Origin of the sequence: Arachnia propionica (genome assembly GCF_037055325.1) — a bacterium.
In the GTDB taxonomy this organism is placed as follows: domain Bacteria; phylum Actinomycetota; class Actinomycetes; order Propionibacteriales; family Propionibacteriaceae; genus Arachnia.
Genome location: NZ_CP146373.1, coordinates 2,315,406 through 2,333,092, shown reverse-complemented (window position 1 = coordinate 2,333,092; position 17,687 = coordinate 2,315,406). Strand labels below are relative to the sequence as shown.

General features: G+C 63.1%; 17 protein-coding genes and 2 tRNA genes. 7 read left to right on the top strand and 12 right to left on the bottom strand.

Annotation, left to right across the window (positions count from 1 at the left end):
- Window positions 1–29 precede the first annotated feature (29 nt).
- The 8 genes from V7R84_RS10875 to V7R84_RS10840 all read right to left on the bottom strand — a co-directional run bounded on the left by V7R84_RS10875 (window position 30) and on the right by V7R84_RS10840 (window position 10,251).
- Entirely contained in the window at window positions 30–1,712 is a 1,683-nt protein-coding gene (locus tag V7R84_RS10875) for a PKD domain-containing protein (protein WP_338568871.1), read from the bottom strand.
- 164 nt (window positions 1,713–1,876) lie between these two features.
- The gene (locus V7R84_RS10870) at window positions 1,877–3,805 is read right to left on the bottom strand and encodes a PKD domain-containing protein (RefSeq protein WP_338568868.1); all 1,929 of its coding nucleotides are present in this window, start codon (window positions 3,803–3,805) and stop codon (window positions 1,877–1,879) included.
- A gap of 647 nt (window positions 3,806–4,452) precedes the next feature.
- Complete coding sequence (locus V7R84_RS10865; protein ID WP_338568865.1) at window positions 4,453–4,683, bottom strand: hypothetical protein; 231 nt, start codon at window positions 4,681–4,683, stop codon at window positions 4,453–4,455.
- Window positions 4,684–5,403: 720 nt separating this feature from the next.
- Complete coding sequence (locus tag V7R84_RS10860; protein WP_338568863.1) at window positions 5,404–5,685, bottom strand: hypothetical protein; 282 nt, start codon at window positions 5,683–5,685, stop codon at window positions 5,404–5,406.
- Complete coding sequence (locus V7R84_RS10855; RefSeq protein WP_338568861.1) at window positions 5,661–5,855, bottom strand: beta-ketoacyl synthase N-terminal-like domain-containing protein; 195 nt, start codon at window positions 5,853–5,855, stop codon at window positions 5,661–5,663. Before V7R84_RS10855 ends, V7R84_RS10860 begins: the two co-directional genes overlap by 25 nt.
- Before the next feature lie 121 nt (window positions 5,856–5,976).
- Window positions 5,977–6,738, bottom strand: a complete 762-nt coding sequence (locus tag V7R84_RS10850) for an ABC transporter ATP-binding protein (protein ID WP_338568858.1) — start codon at window positions 6,736–6,738, stop codon at window positions 5,977–5,979.
- Between the two features lie 11 nt (window positions 6,739–6,749).
- The gene (locus V7R84_RS10845; RefSeq protein WP_338568856.1) at window positions 6,750–9,143 is read right to left on the bottom strand and encodes an ABC transporter permease; all 2,394 of its coding nucleotides are present in this window, start codon (window positions 9,141–9,143) and stop codon (window positions 6,750–6,752) included.
- Window positions 9,144–9,462: 319 nt separating this feature from the next.
- Entirely contained in the window at window positions 9,463–10,251 is a 789-nt protein-coding gene (locus V7R84_RS10840; protein ID WP_338568855.1) for a carbon-nitrogen hydrolase family protein, read from the bottom strand.
- Window positions 10,252–10,347: 96 nt separating this feature from the next.
- Between V7R84_RS10840 and V7R84_RS10835 the strand changes: the two genes are divergently transcribed.
- Both V7R84_RS10835 and V7R84_RS10830 read left to right on the top strand, forming a co-directional pair.
- Entirely contained in the window at window positions 10,348–12,015 is a 1,668-nt protein-coding gene (locus V7R84_RS10835; RefSeq protein WP_338568852.1) for a bifunctional metallophosphatase/5'-nucleotidase, read from the top strand.
- Between the two features lies 1 nt (window position 12,016).
- On the top strand, window positions 12,017–13,297 hold the full coding sequence (locus V7R84_RS10830; RefSeq protein WP_338568850.1) for a hypothetical protein: 1,281 nt from the start codon (window positions 12,017–12,019) through the stop codon (window positions 13,295–13,297).
- Here V7R84_RS10830 and V7R84_RS10825 read toward each other — a convergent pair.
- Genes V7R84_RS10825 through V7R84_RS10815 form a run of 3 tightly spaced genes read right to left on the bottom strand, consistent with a single transcriptional unit; the run spans window position 13,280 to window position 15,236 of the window.
- The gene (locus tag V7R84_RS10825) at window positions 13,280–13,906 is read right to left on the bottom strand and encodes a hypothetical protein (RefSeq protein WP_338568848.1); all 627 of its coding nucleotides are present in this window, start codon (window positions 13,904–13,906) and stop codon (window positions 13,280–13,282) included. The genes V7R84_RS10830 and V7R84_RS10825 overlap by 18 nt on opposite strands.
- Entirely contained in the window at window positions 13,903–14,565 is a 663-nt protein-coding gene (locus tag V7R84_RS10820) for a hypothetical protein (RefSeq protein ID WP_338568847.1), read from the bottom strand. The genes V7R84_RS10825 and V7R84_RS10820 overlap by 4 nt, the downstream gene beginning before the upstream one ends.
- Window positions 14,562–15,236 (bottom strand): hypothetical protein, encoded by a 675-nt coding sequence (locus tag V7R84_RS10815; RefSeq protein ID WP_338568846.1) that lies wholly within the window; start codon window positions 15,234–15,236, stop codon window positions 14,562–14,564. The genes V7R84_RS10820 and V7R84_RS10815 overlap by 4 nt, the downstream gene beginning before the upstream one ends.
- Window positions 15,237–15,284: 48 nt before the next feature.
- On the opposite strand from V7R84_RS10815, the gene V7R84_RS10810 reads away from it, so the two are divergent.
- On the top strand, window positions 15,285–15,488 hold the full coding sequence (locus V7R84_RS10810; protein WP_338568844.1) for a hypothetical protein: 204 nt from the start codon (window positions 15,285–15,287) through the stop codon (window positions 15,486–15,488).
- Here the strand turns inward: V7R84_RS10810 and V7R84_RS10805 are convergent.
- Entirely contained in the window at window positions 15,475–16,170 is a 696-nt protein-coding gene (locus tag V7R84_RS10805; RefSeq protein WP_338568842.1) for a DNA alkylation repair protein, read from the bottom strand. The two genes, V7R84_RS10810 and V7R84_RS10805, sit on opposite strands and share 14 nt — an antisense overlap.
- 161 nt (window positions 16,171–16,331) lie before the next feature.
- On the opposite strand from V7R84_RS10805, the gene V7R84_RS10800 reads away from it, so the two are divergent.
- The 4 genes from V7R84_RS10800 to rpmG all read left to right on the top strand — a co-directional run bounded on the left by V7R84_RS10800 (window position 16,332) and on the right by rpmG (window position 17,680).
- Window positions 16,332–16,994 (top strand): DUF3887 domain-containing protein, encoded by a 663-nt coding sequence (locus tag V7R84_RS10800; protein ID WP_338568840.1) that lies wholly within the window; start codon window positions 16,332–16,334, stop codon window positions 16,992–16,994.
- A 281-nt stretch (window positions 16,995–17,275) separates the two neighbouring features.
- A tRNA-Thr gene (locus V7R84_RS10795) sits at window positions 17,276–17,348 on the top strand.
- A gap of 34 nt (window positions 17,349–17,382) precedes the next feature.
- Window positions 17,383–17,458: transfer RNA gene (locus V7R84_RS10790), tRNA-Met, on the top strand.
- A gap of 51 nt (window positions 17,459–17,509) precedes the next feature.
- Complete coding sequence (gene rpmG, locus V7R84_RS10785) at window positions 17,510–17,680, top strand: 50S ribosomal protein L33 (protein ID WP_014847298.1); 171 nt, start codon at window positions 17,510–17,512, stop codon at window positions 17,678–17,680.
- Window positions 17,681–17,687: the final 7 nt, after the last annotated feature.

The following is a 17,687-nucleotide window of genomic DNA, read 5'->3' as shown; positions in this document are numbered from 1 at the left end:
CCAAGGACCGGGCTCCGCTGTTTCTTTCCCTAGTTTCCGGTCTTGGGTAGGCCGGGCGATGCCGGGAGAACCGGTGGCCGGGGTAGAGGCGGAGCGGGCAGCTCCTCGGTCGGGGGTGCGGTCGGCTGTTCACTGCTTCCCGGAGGTGCGGTGATTCCCCACTCTGCGGGGTCCTGGCAGGAATCCCCGACGCCGTTGCCGTCGAGGTCATCCTGCATCGGGTTGGGCTGCTCAGGGCAGTTGTCGAACTCGTCGGGGATGGTGTCGCCGTCCCGGGTGATGTCCAGCAGCGCGGATGCTGTTGCTTGGAAACCTGAGTCGTCGGTGACCCTGACTCGGACGTACCCGCTGATCTGTTTTGAGTAGGTGCGCAGGACGCGTCCGTCGCTGGTTGTCGCGTCAAAGGTACCGTCGTCGTCGAAGTCCCACTCGAATCGGGTGATTCGTCCCCGGGCTGAGAAGCTGGGGCGGGCATCCAGCATCAGGTTCTCACCGACCTTTCCCACGTACGGGCCCTGCAGTGTTGCGGTGGGGGAGTCGGTTGTCTCCGTGGCGGAACGTGCGCTGATCAGATTCGACGGATCCTGCATGAGCGCTGCGATCCGGCGATGTCCTACCAGGTTCGGGTGGTACCAGTCGGTGCTGGAACCAGACCGGATTCCGCTGATCCCCCCAGCATTGCCGTGGTCACCCGAGGTTTCCAGGAACTCGTTGATCCAGCGGTGCTTGTTCCTGGTGAACACTCGCGGGTCCGGTTCGTGCCCGTCGAAGGCATCTGCGATCTCCTCGATGAATTTCACGCGCCCGGGGAAGTCCTTTTCCAGCTCGCCGATGATCCTTCGCTGTTCCCTGATAGCGGCCCGTCCCAGTTCCCGTACCCCCCGGGCGACGTCGAAGGACACCGCCCCGTCGGGCAGGAGGTGGGGACGGTCCAAGGACAGCAGGGGATAGGCCAGCAGGATCACCTGTGACGCGGGGTTTCCGGTCATCCGTTCCGTGAGCAGCCGGGAGATCTGCGACTTGAGCCGGTCCAGCATCTCGGGAAGTCCGGACGTGGTCGCCGCCACACCCTCGCGGCACTTCGTCCCGTTCGCTCCGCCCAGTGCGCCGGGGATCCGAGGTCCGAAACAGTTCGCGATGATGTCGGTGAATCCCAGCTCGTTTCCACCCGCGGTCAGCAGCACCAGATCCGTCTGGGGTCCCACGAAATCAGCCTGGGCGCGAATGGTCAGCTGGCACTCGTAGGTGTATTTCCTCGTCCACAGCAACAGGCCATCGCTCTCCCGCAGGTGGTGGTTGACGGACAGGAGGTCGTCGCCGGCCGCTCGGGCGGAGCAGGCGTCGGTTTCCTCCAACCTGGCTCGGGCCTCCTCGATGGAATCGGCGGCCACTTTCTTGGCGGACTGTTGGGGAAGTGCCCGCGGTGAGAACAGATCATCGATGTTTCCGCCGGAGCAGGCACGGTTCTGGTAGCTGGTGGCTACGCCCTGGGAGTTCGCCCACGACGCGAAGAGGGAACCCCAGGTGTTGCTGCTGCGCAAGCAGGAAGGGGGACCTTGGTGATTGCTGAGGCCGTTCCCCGAGGAGTAGGAATCCCCGAGGTGCACGATGGACAGGATCCGGGGTGCCTCCGTGTCGGAATGCGCAGGCACCACTGATGGCGGCAGCGTGAGAAGAACGAGTCCCAGAACAAGCCACGTCCTGAGTCGCATCCGCTGCCTCCGTTCGAGAAGCCGCCTCGACGGGTCGGCGGTGTGGCCGCTTGATGGCTGCTGCCCTGATGGGTAGCGGCAAGGGTATCACGGCCTACCTGAGGCGGAATGACGCATGAGCGTGGCCCCGGTCCTGGAACAGGAACCGGGGCCACGCTCATGGTCTACGCGCCGGTGCGGGGCAGACCTGGGTGGTCCGGGGCCATGGGTCTGCCCTGCGCAGGGACCCCCGGAGCGAAGGACGCCGGTGTGCCCGGCTGCTCTGCAGGGTCGGAGGAGGAAGCGGATGGGTCGGAGGAGGCGGGGTCCTCCACGCCCTGCGGTTCCTCAGCTTGCTGCGTGCCGGATTCTTGGCAGGCATCTCCAACCCCGTTGTGGTCGAGATCTTCCTGCTGGGGGTTCGAGATCGTCGGGCAGTTGTCGAACTCATCCGGAACGGTGTCGCCGTCCTGGGTGACGTCGAGGCGCGCGGATGCGACGGACTGCCGACCGTTGCTGTCGGTCACTCGGACCTTCGCGAAACCATTGTTCACCGTGTCCGTGTACGCATGGCTGGTTGAACCGGTGGCGGTCGTCTCATCGTAGTTTCCATCCCCATCGAAGTCCCACTCGAAGCGGACCACCTGACCGTCGAACGCGTAGCTTCCGCGGGCATCGAGTTCCAGTTCCTCACCGATCTTGCCCATGTAGGGTCCCTGAAGCGTGGCGACCGGGGCATCGAGCAGGGCGCTGATCTGTGCGGTGGCCGCGGTCTCCAATTCGGTGCCATCTGTCACCGTCAAAGTGCTGGCCTCGGCTGCCTGGCTTCCGGAGGCTTCCTGCGACGATGCTCCGGCAGCGGTGTCGATGGTCAGCACCTGTGTGGTGGAGCCCGCATCTGCCGTGGGAACAATGTTCGTGGACTGGGCCTCATCCATAGATTTCGCGGCGCCAATCATGACCGTGGTGCGACGTACCCCGGAACGCCAGCCCAGTGATGTGGTGGTGTCACCCGTTGATTCTGCGGTGGTCTGGGCGGAATCCAGTGTCGCGACTGCATCGAGAAAGGTGGTGGTGTCCGCGGTGAAGGGCTGCGCCACCCTGTGCTGTCCGGTGGTGTCCGTGGTGATGAGCGCGAAGCGTGCGGAACTTGTCTCGTTGGCCACCTTGTCGGTGGCGGAAGAGATGGCTGCCCGGACCTGATCGATCTGGCTTGAGAGGGGACTGTTGGTGTTGACGACGAAGGCCATGTCCACGTTTCCACGACGAGCACCGATCTCCTGCGCGCTGGTCGTACTGGAAGCGGTCTGGGCGAGCTTTGACATCTCGCGATGTCCGATCAGATTCGGGTGATACCAGTCTGAAGGGGTCTTCGAGAAGTTCCCTGTGACCTTGTTGTCGGAGCCGTAATCCCCTTCGGTTTCCAGGAACTCGTTGATCCAGCGGGAATCGTTCTTCGTGAACACCCGGGGGTCGGGTTCGTGGCCGGCGAAGGCTGCCGGGGTGTTCTCGACGAATTTCACACGTCCGGGAAACATGGCCTCGAGTTCGCCGATGACCCGTTTCTGTTCAGTGACCGCCAACTGGCCGAGTTCCCTGATGCCGCGCGAGGCGTCGAACTGGATGCCGTCGTTGTTTAGTACGTAGGCTCGGTCTGTGGACAGAAGAGGATAACTCAGGAGCATCACCTTGGAGGTCGTGCTTCCTGTCATCCGGGTGGTGATCAACTGGGCGATGTTTTCTTTGAGCTTGTTCAACGTGTTCGGGAGGTTGTTCTTGGCGGCGGCGATGTCGTCACGACACTTCACGGCGTGGGCGCCATCCATGACGAAGGGAATCTTGGGGCCGAAGCAGTTGGTCATCAGATGAGAGAAACCAAGATCGTTTCCGCCCATGGTCATGAGGACGAGATCGGTTTGGGGGCCGACGAAATCGGCCTGTGCGCGGATCGTTATCTGACACTCGTAGGTGTAGTCCTTGCCCCAGGGCCACAGGCTGTTGTTCTTCGTGAGGTGGTAATCGACGGACAGGAAGTCGTCACCGATGGCTTGGGTGGAGCAGGCGTCGGAGGAATCGAGTTTGGCCTTGGCATCCTCCATGGAGTTGGCGCTCACCCCTCTGGAAGACTGCTTGGGAAGGGTGCGGGACGAGAACAGATCCCCTATTCTTCCTCTCGAGCAGGCGTGGTTCTGGTAGCTGGCTGCGATGCCTTGCGAGTTGGCCCAGGAAGCGAAGAGAGCTCCCCAATTCCGACCGCTGCGCCGACAGGCTGCTGGGCCGTGGTACTGTCCCGCGCCGTTCCCGGCGGAGTAAGAGTCGCCGAGGTGGACGATCGAAAGGCTCTTGGGCTTCTGGTCCTCCGAATGGGCGAGTGTTGAACTAGAGAGCAGCAATAAGAATGCGGCGCTCAGAATCAGCCATGATCTGACGTGTTTCTGCATGATTTCATGACACCCTTTCATTGAATCATGAAATTGATTGTTTCGGAATGCTCACCTGTCCCGCCTAAGCTTGTTGAAATTTTGGCTCTTGGTGTGGGTGAGACGCGTGGGGCGGGGAAAATGACGTGACACGCTTGTCGCGTAGCCTCTGTGAAATGACTGCGATGTAACTTGTCACCGCATCACGCTATCAAGAAAAAGGTGCATCGGGAACTAGCCAGAAAAATCTTGGAAAACGGAACGTCGTGTGTTTTATGGTCGGCGACGGAAGATTCCCCGGGCCGGGGCCGGTATTGTGTGGGTCCCGGCTGTGGTGGACGTCACGTCAGGGTGGGGGTCAGCTGGCGGAGAGGGTGTCGTGTGGCCCCTCGAGTCACGTGGAAAAGGGGGCGCGGGGTGAGGAAACGCACCCGCAGCTGGTCTCGGAGCGCATCCGCGGTGAGGCCTTGGACACTCACACTGACCTGGAAGTCCGTTGCTTCGCACGCGTAGGTGAGGATATCCTTCGCCGTCGTGGTGTCGATTTGCTGCAGCGGTGTTGTCAGTCCCATGCCGGTGCGCTTGACCGTTGCCTCTTTCCGGGGCCACAGCGCACTGAGGTCGTTCTTGCGTTGCAGATGCCCTCTGAGGCGACGTTCCCCCGAGCCGCCATGTAGTGAGACAGATCCTGCTCGAAGGGGACGGGGTCTGACATGTCAACCCCCACCGGTATCGGGGTCAACGCGCACGCACACAGAGTCGAGTCGTGGGGCCAGTTGAAGTGCAGGCCGGAATCCTTGCTGAATCCGAGTTTCCCGAACCTGCCCCGTTATCACCGGTAGTGGGTGGCGGTGGCGCTCCGTCCACAGTTTTCTTAATCCGTCCACAGTTTTCTTAAGTTGTGCGAACGCCACGACGCTCGTGTAGCGGTCCACCCTTCTGCCGTAGTTCTCGCTTCGTTCCTGTCGCTCATGCGGTAGTAGTGATTTCAAGGTCCTGAAAGAATGAGCGTCGAGTGTATCGGCGTCAGTGATGACGAGATCGATTGTCATGTTGCCTTCTCCAAGATCAGGCACGCATTTCGTCCCACGAAACCCAGCGACAGGGAAACAGCGCGTGCGAGTTTGGTTTTTCTGGAGGCTTTCAGCACTACATCGATGTCGATGCGTGGATCCAGCTCTGAAGTTCCAACCGTGGGTGGTACCTCGTCGCGAAGTAGGGCGAGGACTGATGCGATCGTTTCCAGGGCGTCTGCCGCCCCATGAGGTGACCGGTCATCGATTTCGTTGAGTTCACGGGGAATGAGGCCCAAACGCTCGGGAGATGGCCAGGGATTCCACGCGGTCGTTCTTGACGATTCCCGTGCCATGAGCATTGATGTGTTCGGTCCCTGAGGTGGGACCGGCTTCTGCCAAGGCGTCACTGATGGCCCGGTCCGCGGCCGCACCGCCCTCGCCCATGACGAATCCTGCCCGGGCCCTTTCGAAGGGGAGGCCTGCGCGATCGGGGTCACCGACCGGGGTGAGCGCGCGCAGGTTCTGGAACCCCGTCAAGGCCAGCCGGGTTCCCAGCATCTCCGCCCCGCCGCGGGAGCGTAAACCTGAACGGTCAGGCCTTCTTTTCGTTCCTTGGGGAGGGGAACAATGCCGTGGCGTCCCTGGAGTAGGTTTCTCTCGAACTCGTCAGTGGTGGCGCCGAGGAGGCTCACCATACCCATACCGGTGATGAAGTCGGTTTCGGTCATGATGGTTTCTCCTTGTGCTATGAGGTGGGGCGTCGCGGCTGTTGAGGGCGCGACCAACTATGGGGTCAGGGGTGGGACGCTCTCCTGATCCAGGTTCCGGGGTGTTCTGTATGTTCTGGGTCTAGAAACCGAGGTCGCGCAGCCAGGCCAGGAGGTCATCCTCGCGTTGTGTGGCATGTGCAGGATGCCGGCGGTTCATGGAACGCGAGTCCACGAGCCGCCCGTCTCTCAGATACACCACCCGGTCCGCGCGGGCCGCGCACGCCGGGTCGTGGGTGACCATGACGATGGTCCGCCCCTCGGAGTGGACATCGGACAGGGCGTCCATGACCTCGGTTGTCATGGAGCTGTTCAGCGCTCCGGTAGGTTCGTCGGCGAACACGATTGCCGGTTCACCGGCAAGCGCCCGGCAGATGGAGGCGCGCTGGAGCTGCCCACCGGAGACCTCCGTGATCCCGTGCTGCTTGACGTGCCCGATGCCGAACCGGTCGAGCAGCGCATCCACCCGGGAGGCTGCTTCGCCGGCTCTTCTCGGGTCGGCCTTGAGCGCGGGAAGCAGCACGTTGTCGCGGATGGTGAGATTGGACAGGAAATACGCCTGTTGGAACACGAAACCCATGCGGGTCAGACGAACCCGGCTCATTTCCTTGTCGCTGAGACCGGTCAGTTCCCGCCCCTCGAGACGCACTGTTCCTGCGGTGGGCCGGTCCATGCCACTGATGTTGTAGAGCAGAGTCGACTTGCCGGATCCCGAAGCTCCCATGATGACCAGGAATTCCCCTTCGGGCACCTGGAGATCGACCCCGTGGAGAACGTGGGTCGGTGGGTCGGTGGTGGTGTAGGTCTTGGTGATTTCAGTGCAGTCGAGCGTGATGGTTGGCATGATCGTCTCTTTTACTTGGTGAGCCATTCGCTGGATCCGCCGCGGCGCAACCCGGCGGTGAGCGGCACGGAGGCGAGGAAGCCAACCGTGATGAGGAGCAAGGGGTAGCCGAGGTAGACCAGAAGCGGATTGGGGATGAAACTCAGACTGGTCAGGCCGATGCCGGTCAGCGAGATCAATCCGCTGATCAGCCCCTCCCCGAGGGTGGCGGTGAACACCGTGCCGACGGCGGTGCCGGCCGCCACGGTGAGCACCGTCTTGAACCGGACCTGGCTGATGAGTTCGTTCCTGGAGAACCCGAGCGCGGACAGCACACCCATTCGGTGGCGTTCCCGGGTGAGTCGCAGTTTCAGGAACAACCCGGTGATCAGGGCCGCTACGGCCAGGCCGAAGACGAGAGACAGCAGAGCGGCGCTGCGGAACGCGTCGGTTACGTATGACAGGGTCTGCTTCACGTATTCCTGCATTGGGATGACGCTCGCGTGCTTGTATTGGGAGTCGTACTCCGCCGCGATCGCGGCGGGGTCGGTGCCCCCGGCCGTGTTGGCGTAGATGACGTAGCTGGCGGCGCCCTCCGTGACGGAGCCCTGCATTTTGGCGGTGTGTCCGCCGCTGGTGACGTCTTGGTAGGTGCCCGAGACCGTGACGGTGCTCGTTTTCCCGTCGAGCCTGATGGCCATGGTGTCACCGGCCTTGACGTTGTATTTCTTCGCGTTCAGCACGGACAGTGCGATGTGACCGTTTTCCGGGCGGCTGCCGGTGAGGAACTTCACGGTGTTGCCCGAGTAGTCACCGACCTCCACGCGCAGCGTCTCCCAGCCTTCTTTCCCTTGGGTTTCGTACAGGACGTTCGCGTAGGTCCGGATGTTGGTGAGGCGCTGGTCATTCTCCAACGCACTCACGAGCTTGCCACGTGTGGCCTCGACTTCTTTCGAGAACTGCACGTCGGCGCGGATGTCGGATTCGGGAGCCCCCATGTAGGTGACGAACCGCGGGCTGGAGAAGGTGCTGAGCAGGTTCATGGGAAGAATCAGCAGCAACGAGGTCAGGAAGAACACCAATGGAATGAGGATCCACTGGCCCATCTCGGCGCGCAGATCCGCCAGAGACAAGCGCCGGTTGATGCTGCCTCGCCCCGCACCCAGACTGGTGCGGCGCGCCCTGCGGGCCAGCCCAGCGGCTTTCCTCGCGATCTGCCGGTCGTTCAGGGTGCTGCCGCGCACCAGGGCATTCACCACCTCGATGCGGCGGATCCCGCGCAGGATGCCGCGGCAGATTCCGACGACGAGGAGATACACCAACGCCAAGGCGATCACGGGTGTCAGGATGGTGGCCGGTCCGGGAGCGGAAGCGGAGTAGTTCTTGACGATGCTGGTCGTCAACAAATTCGTGGCGAAGATGCCGAGCAGCCCGCCGATGACGCATGCCAGGAGCGCCATGATGCTGTACTTGCCCAGGTAGAGCCCCGTGATCGCTCGCGCGGGGAGCCCGATGGCTCGCATGACACCGATCTCGCGGACCTCGTCCTCCATGGTTCCCCGGATGACGAAACGCAGGTTGATCAGGGCGATCACCACCAGCAGGAGGCTGGCGAAGACCAGCGCCACCGCGACGAGCCCGTCGCTGAACGCGTTGATCAGGCGGATCATGTCGAACGTGACGGCTGGGCCGTTGCGGGGAAGGGAGTGACCCGAGTCGTATGCCGTCTGCAAGGCGCTGGCCTTGGAAGTATCCGTGAGTCGGTACTCAACGATGATCTCGCTATTTCCCCCGCCCGCGGACTCGAGGGCGGCGAAGTCGTCGGGGGAGATGACGAACCGGGTCGCGGAGGACAGTGAGGAGGCCATCTGGGAGTCGCGGACGAAACCCGAGATCGTGAAGTCACGGGGCCCTGTGTCCGTCTGGATCGAAAGGGTGTCGCCGACTCGGAGGTCGAACGTGTCCTGGTAGGCAACGGGGACGTAGACCTCCCCGTTGCCCGGTTCCACGGCGGTGCCCGAGCCGTCCAGCAGGTGGTCGAATTTCTTGTTCTGCGTGATGAACAGGTTGTCAATGAGGCTCGCTGCCAGGCTTCCGGATTCACTTGTCGAAGACCGGGACCATGTCAGAGAGGAGGAGTCGTACCCCACCATGTCCTCGATGAACCACGAGTCGATCTCGGGATGTGCGGCTGCGAAGTCGTCGAGAGCCTTGGTGTCGTAGTCCCCGGTGTGCATCTGCAGGAAATGAGGTGGTTTGGCCTCCTCGAAGAGCTGGTTGATGCCGCCGAGGAGGCGTTCCATCACCATGCAGCCGGTTGCCATGAGGAAGGCGCTGAGGATCAGGATGGCCATGAGGGCCGCGTTGATACCCCAGTTCCTTTTCAGATCGTTGCGGGAATACCGCAGGTACAAATGGTCTTTCATGCCAGGCTCCAGACGCTGGGGATCAGCAGGGACATCCACGTCAGGACGACGTGGTAGATCACGTCACGCACTATGGTGCCAATTTCTCTCCAGTCCGTGGTGCCGTTGTTGCGATATTTCTGAACACCCTCCTCGGTGGGGGCCCACAGGTCGCTCGAACCGTAGATGTGGAGGGTGGCGAGTGCTGTGAACCGACACCCGCCCTAGGGTCTCTCGTCCCGCGAGAGGTGTGCGAACGCTTACTGGTTGCATCCGTTTCTCAACACCGAGTTTGTGGAGAGCTGATGACATCCTGGACGGAAGCCGTCCAGTGACAACGTCACAGCGACCGCAGCCGGTTCCCGTCGAGTACTGGAAGTGTCTTCCGGGTAACGACGACCTTGTCCGGATCGATATCGATAAAGGCCAGATCAGGTTCCGCATCCAGCTCCAGCAGGACCTGCCCGGTGGGATCCACCACCATCGAGTGGCCGATTCCCGTCGGGCCGCTGGGGGTTTCCCCGTCGCCTTGAAGCGCCTGATCCACGGCGACCACGAAAGATACAGAATCCATCGCCCGGGCCGTCACCAGAGTTCGCCACTGGTGCAGCTTCCCCGGACCGGGTGCCCAGGAAGCGCACACCACCATGACCGTGGCTCCTCCCAAGGCCAAGTTGATGAAATGGGTGGGAAACCTTACGTCGTAGCAGACGGCCAGCCCCAGACTGTGCCCGGCGATCTTGATCGACGTCGACCGTCGTCCCGGTGCGACGGTTTCTGACTCGCGATGTCCGAGAGCGTCGAAAAGATGGATCTTGTCGTAGCGGCCCTCGCATTCGCCGGTCGCCACGAGCGTGTTGTGCACCCGGCTGTCGTGTGCCGTGGTGAACATGCCCGCAATGATGGTGATCCCGAGGTCGCCGGCCAAGCGGCGCACGGTCGAGGCCCACGGCCCGTCAAAGGTCTCGGCGACCTGAGTGGGCGTGCGGAGGAAGGAGCACATGGTGGCCTCTGGGCACACCATCACATCGGCTCCGCCCTGGGTGGCCCGGCGGGCCGCGGCGGTGACCATTGCCAGGTTTTCCTGGGGATCGACGGTGGAAAGGAGCTGTGCCAGGGCGAAACGCATGCCTTTACTGTGATCGTGCGACATCCGATGCACAACCCGGCGGTCCCCATGGACGGAGGCGATAGGCTCGCTGCGACCCTGACTGAAGGAGCCCAGATGTCGCGACTCACGTTGCTGGCCACCACGGACGTTCACGGCACCGTCCTGAACTGGGACTACTATCGCGACCAGTCCTGGACCGGTGAAGCAGAGGCCGGGCTGGCCCAGCTGTCCACAGTTGTGGAACGCATCAGGGCCGAACGCGGGGCAGAGACCGTGGCGTTGGTGGACAATGGCGACACCATCCAGGGCAACCCTTTGTGCACCTTCTTCGCTCGACACGAGCCCGGGACCGAAAGCCTGGTTCACCCGCTCGCGGCGGCGTTCAACGTCATGGGCTACGACGCGGTCAACATCGGAAACCACGAGTTCAACTACGGCCTTGATTTCCTCTACTCCTTCGAGCAGCAGCTCGACCCGCTGCTGCTCGGGGCCAACGTCGTCGATTCCGATTCGGGACTGCCGGTGTTCCCAGCCTTTGCGTCTGTGACCCGCCACCTCGATGGGCGGGAGATCCGGATCGGGGTGCTCGGCCTGACCACGCCGGGAGCGATGATCTGGGACCGCCAGCAGCTCGCAGGGAAAGTGGACGTCACCGACATGGTCGCCGCCGCATCCCACTGGGTGCCGAGGCTGCGTGAGGAATTCCTGTTCGACATGGTGGTCGTCCTGTGTCACGCGGGGATCGGGCAGACCACCTATGCCACAAACGCCGACGCGCCTGCCGAGAATCCGGCCCGGGAGATCGCGGAGCAGGTACCGGGTATCGACGTCATGGTCATCGGACACACGCACCGCGACGAACCTGAGCAGTGGGTGACCTGCCGTGCCACGGGCCGCCCGGTCCTGCTCACTCAGCCGAGGGCCCACGCCGCAGGGCTGACGGAGACCGTCATCGAAGCCGAGCACGACGGCGATTCCTGGCGCATCGAGGTGCTGGGCGCCACCCCCCACCGCGCCCGAGGGGAGGTGCCCGACCCGCGGGTGCTCGACGCCGTCGCCGAGGCCCACGAGGCCACTCGTGCACACGTGAACCGGCAGGTCGCGGTGTCCCCGCGTGAACTCAGCACCTCCGACTCCCGGTGGCATGCCACCGGGGCCATCGACTTCATCCAGCGCGTCCAGGCCGCTACCGTCGCCGAGGCGCTGGCCAGCGGGCAGTACGCGACCCTGCCCGTGATCAGCCTCACCGCGCCCACGTCACGGACCGCCGTCATCCCGCAAGGGCCGGTCAGCATCCGCGATCTCGCCAGCCTCTACGTCTTCGACAACACCCTCGCCGCGGTCCTGCTGACCGGTACTGAGCTGCGTGCACACCTGGAACACGCCGCCCGTTACTACGCAGACCTGCCACACGGCCAGCGTTTCGACCCCGCCACCATGACCAGCGTCGAACGCGACGGCCAGACCATCTGGGACTACCAGTACGACATCGCATGGGGTGTCGACTACGAGATCAACCTGAATGAACCGGTCGGGAGGCGCATCACGGATCTGCGCCACCCCGGGGGCGAACCGGTTCCCGATGCTGATCGGTTCGCAGTTGCCCTGAATCACTATCGACTCAGCGGAGCAGGTGGCTACCGGCAGGTCGCGAACGCCCCCGTCCTTTACAACGACATGGTGGACATTCGTCAGCTCCTCATCGACTGGGCCCTGGCGCACGGCATCGACATCCCAGAGGCGCAGAACTGGCGTCTCGTCCATGACGGCTCGTCTCAGTAACATGGATTCGGTGCGGGACTGGTTCGTGCTCTGGGGGCGTCTGCTGGCCGACACCGGCCGTGTGCTGCGCGACCACTGGCCACAGCTCGTCGGCCTGTGCCTGCTCGGGATCATCGGGCGCATGGGGTTCCTGTGGTTGGCTTTGTGGGGATCGAATTTCCATGGGGCGGTCGGGGTGTTGATTCTGCCATTTGCGCCGTTGAGCACCCTGATCAGTCTGATGCTGATGCTGCGAGTCACCTCGGAGACACTGCCGGCCTTTCAGGGAACCTACCGGGGATCCACGATTCTGGAGCGGTGGTACTACCACTTCATGATCACGGCCCGGGTTCTGGTTCCTTTCATAGCCGCGTACGCGTCCCAGGGTCTGCTGGCGCAGGACAGCCGCTACTACGTCCAGGACGTCTATTACGACGTGAGCACCAGCTCCCCTGTGACCACCCTGGCGCCACGGCTTGACTACGCGGAGGGGTGGTATCTACTGCTCCTGGTGGTCGTGACACTGGTCCTTCGCAAGGCCATCTCCATAACTGACGTCTTCCGTCGGTCCACGGTCGCGGCACTGGGGGCCATGTACCTGGAGTCGCTGTGGGTCGTCACTCTCGCCAAGGCGTTCTTGTCGAAATTCAAGGAGATCCTCCAATGGATTCGAGAAAGAGCTGTCGTCGACAACCTTGCAAAGGCCTGGGAAGCGTTCGCCGCATGGCTGGGACCGGTGGGGGATGCAGTGCGGGCTGCCGTCGAATGGGTAGCGGGCCTCGGCGGTGGATTCAGCACGCTGGTCGTGATTCCTCTGGCGTGGCTTGCCATCGGAGCCGCGAATTACCAGGCCGACCTCGCGAGCAGCGAAATGCCCACTCCCAAGGGCGTGGCCATGCGTCTGGGAAAGCTCTCGGAGCGTTCACGGCGGGTGCTCGCCGAGTTCGCCGAACCGGTTATCACCCCGCTGCGCCATTTCTGGGGTGCCGTGTCACGGATCATCGTCGCCGGGCCCGCACCCATAGTGATCTTCTGCCTGTCATTCGTCGCGGTGAATCAATCCCAGGTCGGGGTCGCGTGGTTGCTGCACGAAGCGATCGGACCTCGCTCACCCACGCTCCACCTGGCGTTGTTTCCCTACCTCGATGCGGCGTCGCAGCTCGTCGGTTCCGTGCTGGGAATGGCTCTCCTGGCAGCTGCCGTCAACCTCGTGGTCGGCGGGAAACGGCTTTCCGGTGAGTCGCGCGGCGGGCCGGGAAACGGCGTCGCCGTTCCGAAGCGGGGCTTACAAGGGGATGTATAGGTATTCCGGGTGATGCCACCACAGGCGTAGTGCCTGTGGCGTGACGCCTGTGGGCAGGGCGAAGGTCAGGCTCCTGGACCATGTTCTCGGGCGAGGCGGTGTGGTCTCGGTGACCTCCGAGGTGAAAAGTTTGAACGACGGACCGGGAGTTTCCTTGGGCACGCAGGTGGGCGGCACTATGGAGCCGTACGGGGAGCTGTGGACCTTGGCCTCCTTGCCGCCGTACCGCACCCCGTCGGCCTCCAACTGGATGTTGCAGTACGTCAGGATCTGATCCGGTTCCGCGGTGAACTCAAGATCCACCTGCCACAGCTGCGCTCCTTCCGCCGCCGTGATTTCGCCGTTCTCGTTCTCGACAACCTGGACATCCGTCACCTGCACCGCGACCGTGATCTCGGACATTGTTCTCGTCTGTTTCTTGGTGTCTTCCACGACGAACCTCTGGTGCAGTTCCCCCCTCCTGTCATGTCCGCTGATGCGGCGACCGTTCTCCTCCCAAGGTAGGTAGAGATTCACGAGGCGCTGGGAGCAGGCCAGTGTTGCACACACCAACAGCGGAAGCAGGGCAAACACCCATCCGCGGTTGCGGGCCCACCACGGGGATCTCACGCCTTGCCCTTCACTTGTGGCTCCTTCAGGACGACACGTCCGGTTTCTGCTGCGAGCTGTTCCGCCCGGGAATCGTCAATGCCCAGATCTATGCTCGCCACGTCGAAGGGAACTGCGTAGAGGCTGCCCTCCGAGTGCAGGAGAAGGGTGGCGCCCGTCAGAGCATCCGTCGGTAGTTCGAGTGCAAAGGTGCAGCCCAAGACCATGCCGGGCTGCCCCGAGCTGCAGGGCGGCACGTTGATGGCCTGGGAATCGCCGAAAGAACGGTCCATCGAGTCCGACAACTGAGGTGGCAGGAGATTGCGGGGCTCGTTCCTCGGCGTGAAGTCCACATCGACGACCAGCCAGATCCCGGGGGTTGTGGCCACCTGATTCCCGGACTGGATCTCTGCCGCGGAGCGGACTCCGGTCACCTTCACCGATCCCGTGCGCAGGTCCACGGGCTGGCCCACCGTGCCCGCGCGAAGGAACTGGTCATTGGTGACGGAGCTGCTGGTGGGGAGGTGGCTTACGGCCCATGACCCGAACAGCAGGGCCGCGACCAGGGCCGGGATCGTCAGCCAGCGCGACAACCGGCGCCGACGGGACGGGAATTCCTGATCCGGGTCCGGATACATTCTCCGGGGCGGCCCGGGAACTTCTCGGTTGATGGTGGTCATCCCTTCTTCAGCTCCTCCACGGGAAGGGTGACGGAGACCTTTTCCTCCCGGTCAGACCACAACATCAGGCCTTCCATGACGCTGCTCTCCTGGTGGGTGTGTCCGGACAGGGTCACAGTGACCTCGGTGGGCAGGGGGGTTGTTTCGTCCTGCCACCAGGCGGCGAGGATGCGTTGAGGAAGGCCGGGTTGGAAACTCCCCTGCTCCTGGTGGTCCTGAATCCGGTAGAAATCGGCCGGCTCAGCCTGGCCGTCAGGTTCGTTATTCGTCGTGGCCAGGGGGAGATCCGGAACCAGCGCGCGGGCGAGCAGCGTCGAGCTCACCATGGTTTTGTCGGTGTTGACCACATCCAGGGAGATGAGTAGCAGGCGTTTTCCGTTCTTGGGGCGGATCATGGGTTCCAGATCGGTGGCGTGGAAGGCCCTGAGGAATGTCACATCGAAGGGGTCTGCGTGCGCCACTTCGCCAGGAGACACGGAGACGAGTGATTCGTCACGTTCGGCCATGATGATGTCCCAGCCACCGAGCAGACTGATGATCCCGATGATGACAACAGCAACGAGGAATCCCAGACCCGTACGGGACCGGCGCTTGATCGTATGCACTGCCGGCAGCGGTTCATTACCGGTACCCGGTTCCTGGCCGGACGGAAGAACCTGCTGCGTCATCATGCGCAAGGATTCTACGACCTCACCCGTCGGATCCGGTCAGCTCACCTAGTGGATGGGCCTGCCGCCCCGGCCAGTGCCAGGACGGCGACCAACGCGGTTGTACCTGCCAGCCAGCAGCAAGGTGTTGTGGACGACCTCCTGGAGATGGTGAAGCAGAATTTCCACAACGACATCGCGCCGGGTGATGCCGAACTCCCCGGCGACCTGATCCGTCGTCATTCCGTCCGGGCGGTAGTGGTCACAGGTGTTTGAGGGCTTCCCGGCGGCTCAGTCCGCTCAGCCGTGATGCGCGCGTCTCCACGAAGGCCTTCACCCAGTCCGGATCGATGCGGGCGTGTTGCCGCAGCGCCCAACCGATGGCCTTGCGGATGAAGAACTCGGAGCCGTGTCGCGACCCTTCCAGGTTGGAGTCGATGGAGTGGCTGAGTAGTTCCAGGTCGGTGGAGGTCTTGCGTTGCAGTTGGCAGATGATGGAGATGCGACGCAACCACAGATCGTCTCCCGTGGCCCAGGTCCACACCACGGCCCGCGCCTCGGGGATGGTCGCGACCACGTTCTCCACCAGGGGAGAGGCGATCTCGTCGACGACATCCCACCACGCCCCGGTTGTGGCGAGGTAGCGGTACAGCTCGAGGGCCTCAAGGTCCTGCCAGTCGCGGGCATCGCGGTATCCCGCGATCTCCAGTGCTGCGTACCATTGCTCCCGGTGGGTGACCTCGTCCCACAGCTTCTGGATGGTCCGTTCCCACTGATCGCGGCCAGTCAGGGGATGTTTCTTCAGCAGACTCTTGGTGATGCGTCGTACCTCTGGTAGCCGTACCCCGTGAAAGGGCAGCGTCGACTTCATGTAGGCCTGCTCCCGGACAGCCTTCTCGGGGTCGCCGGCAGCGGCGAGCGCGCCGCGGATCTCGTCGACGAGCTGTACGGAGGTCATGGGGTCAATCTACCTGCGCGAATATCGATTGCCGCTCATTTCGAGGCCCTGCTCGGCCTGTGCACCGGGCACTGAGAGTCGCGAGTTCGGTAGGCCAACCTCCCCCCAGATTTGTCAATAGAAACTTGACAAGGAAAGTGGCGTAAACCTAACCTTTACGCATGTCGATCAACGATGTGGCTGTCGAAGAACTCGTGGGGCGTCTTCGGAAGATCAGCTCCCTGGTGGCGGCAGAACTTGCCACCGCCGATGATCCGGACGTTCCCGGGGGTGACATGACCCACTCCTTGGCTGCTGTGCGCTCGCTCCAGATGCTGACTGACGAGGTCCTGGTCCGGCTAGTCGCCGCGGCCCGGGGGAGGGGGGTCACCTGGCAGGCCATTGGCGATGCCCTGGGAACCAGCCGCCAGGCGGCCTTTCAGCGCTTCGGAAACCCGACCGACCCGAGAACAGGAAAACCCATGAAGAAACCCACCGATTCCGAACTCCGTGCCGCCGTCGAGAAGGCGGAGGTATTTCTCGACGCCATCGAGAAGCACGAATGGCAAAAAGCAGAAGAATTGGCCGGCCCGCGTGCCGGATGGCAGCTCGACGCCGAGCGGCTAGCAGACGCCTGGGCGCAGGTGATTGCGCTGGGCGGGGAGCTCGAACGGCGCGGCACCCCGACCCCCCTGGCTCTGTCGGGTGGGGTTGTCGTGGTGGAGGAGCCCCTTCACATGGAGGCCGCCGAACTTGTGGCCCGCGTCAGTTACAACCGCGACGGCGACATGGTTGGCCTGTGGTTCCTGCCCTCGGGTCAGATGCTCGCGGGGGAGCAACAGTAATGACCGCTACTGGGCGGCAGGGTGTTCACGTGCGGGCGGTCGACGTGTTCCTACTGGTGAGTTTCGGGGCGGCCCTGCTCCTAGACGGTGTCGTGGCCGCGACCGGCGGGCCTGATCGGATGGCCTGCGGTGGTGCTCTTTGGTCTTCTCGCAGCCCTGCTGCTGAGCGGTTCGTGGGCCGGACGAAGCGGTGCCGGACGGAGGGTGTCGTCCTGATAGGTGGGCCTCAGCTGTCGACTTGTGCTTCTCGCGAAGGGCCGTGTAGAGTTTGCCGACGGCTGGCCCCTATAGCTCAGTAGGCAGAGCGTCTCCATGGTAAGGAGAAGGTCTGCGGTTCGATTCCGCATGGGGGCTCTGTTCTTGCCCGGAAGCCCCGGGTGGGAATGTCGACGGGGTAGCTCAGTCGGTAGAGCAAGCGGCTCATAATCGCTGTGTCGCGGGTTCAAGTCCCGCCCTCGTCACCACACAACCGAAGCCAGCGCGCATCCGCGCCACTACACCGAGGGAAACTGATCATGGCCAAGAAGGGGCAGGACGTTCGTCCGAAGATCACGCTTGCCTGCACCGAGTGCAAGGAGCGCAACTACATCACCAAGAAGAACCGTCGCAACGATCCCGACCGGATCGAGCTCAAGAAGTACTGCCCGCGCTGTCGCACCCATCGTGCGCACCGCGAGACCCGCTGAGCCGCAC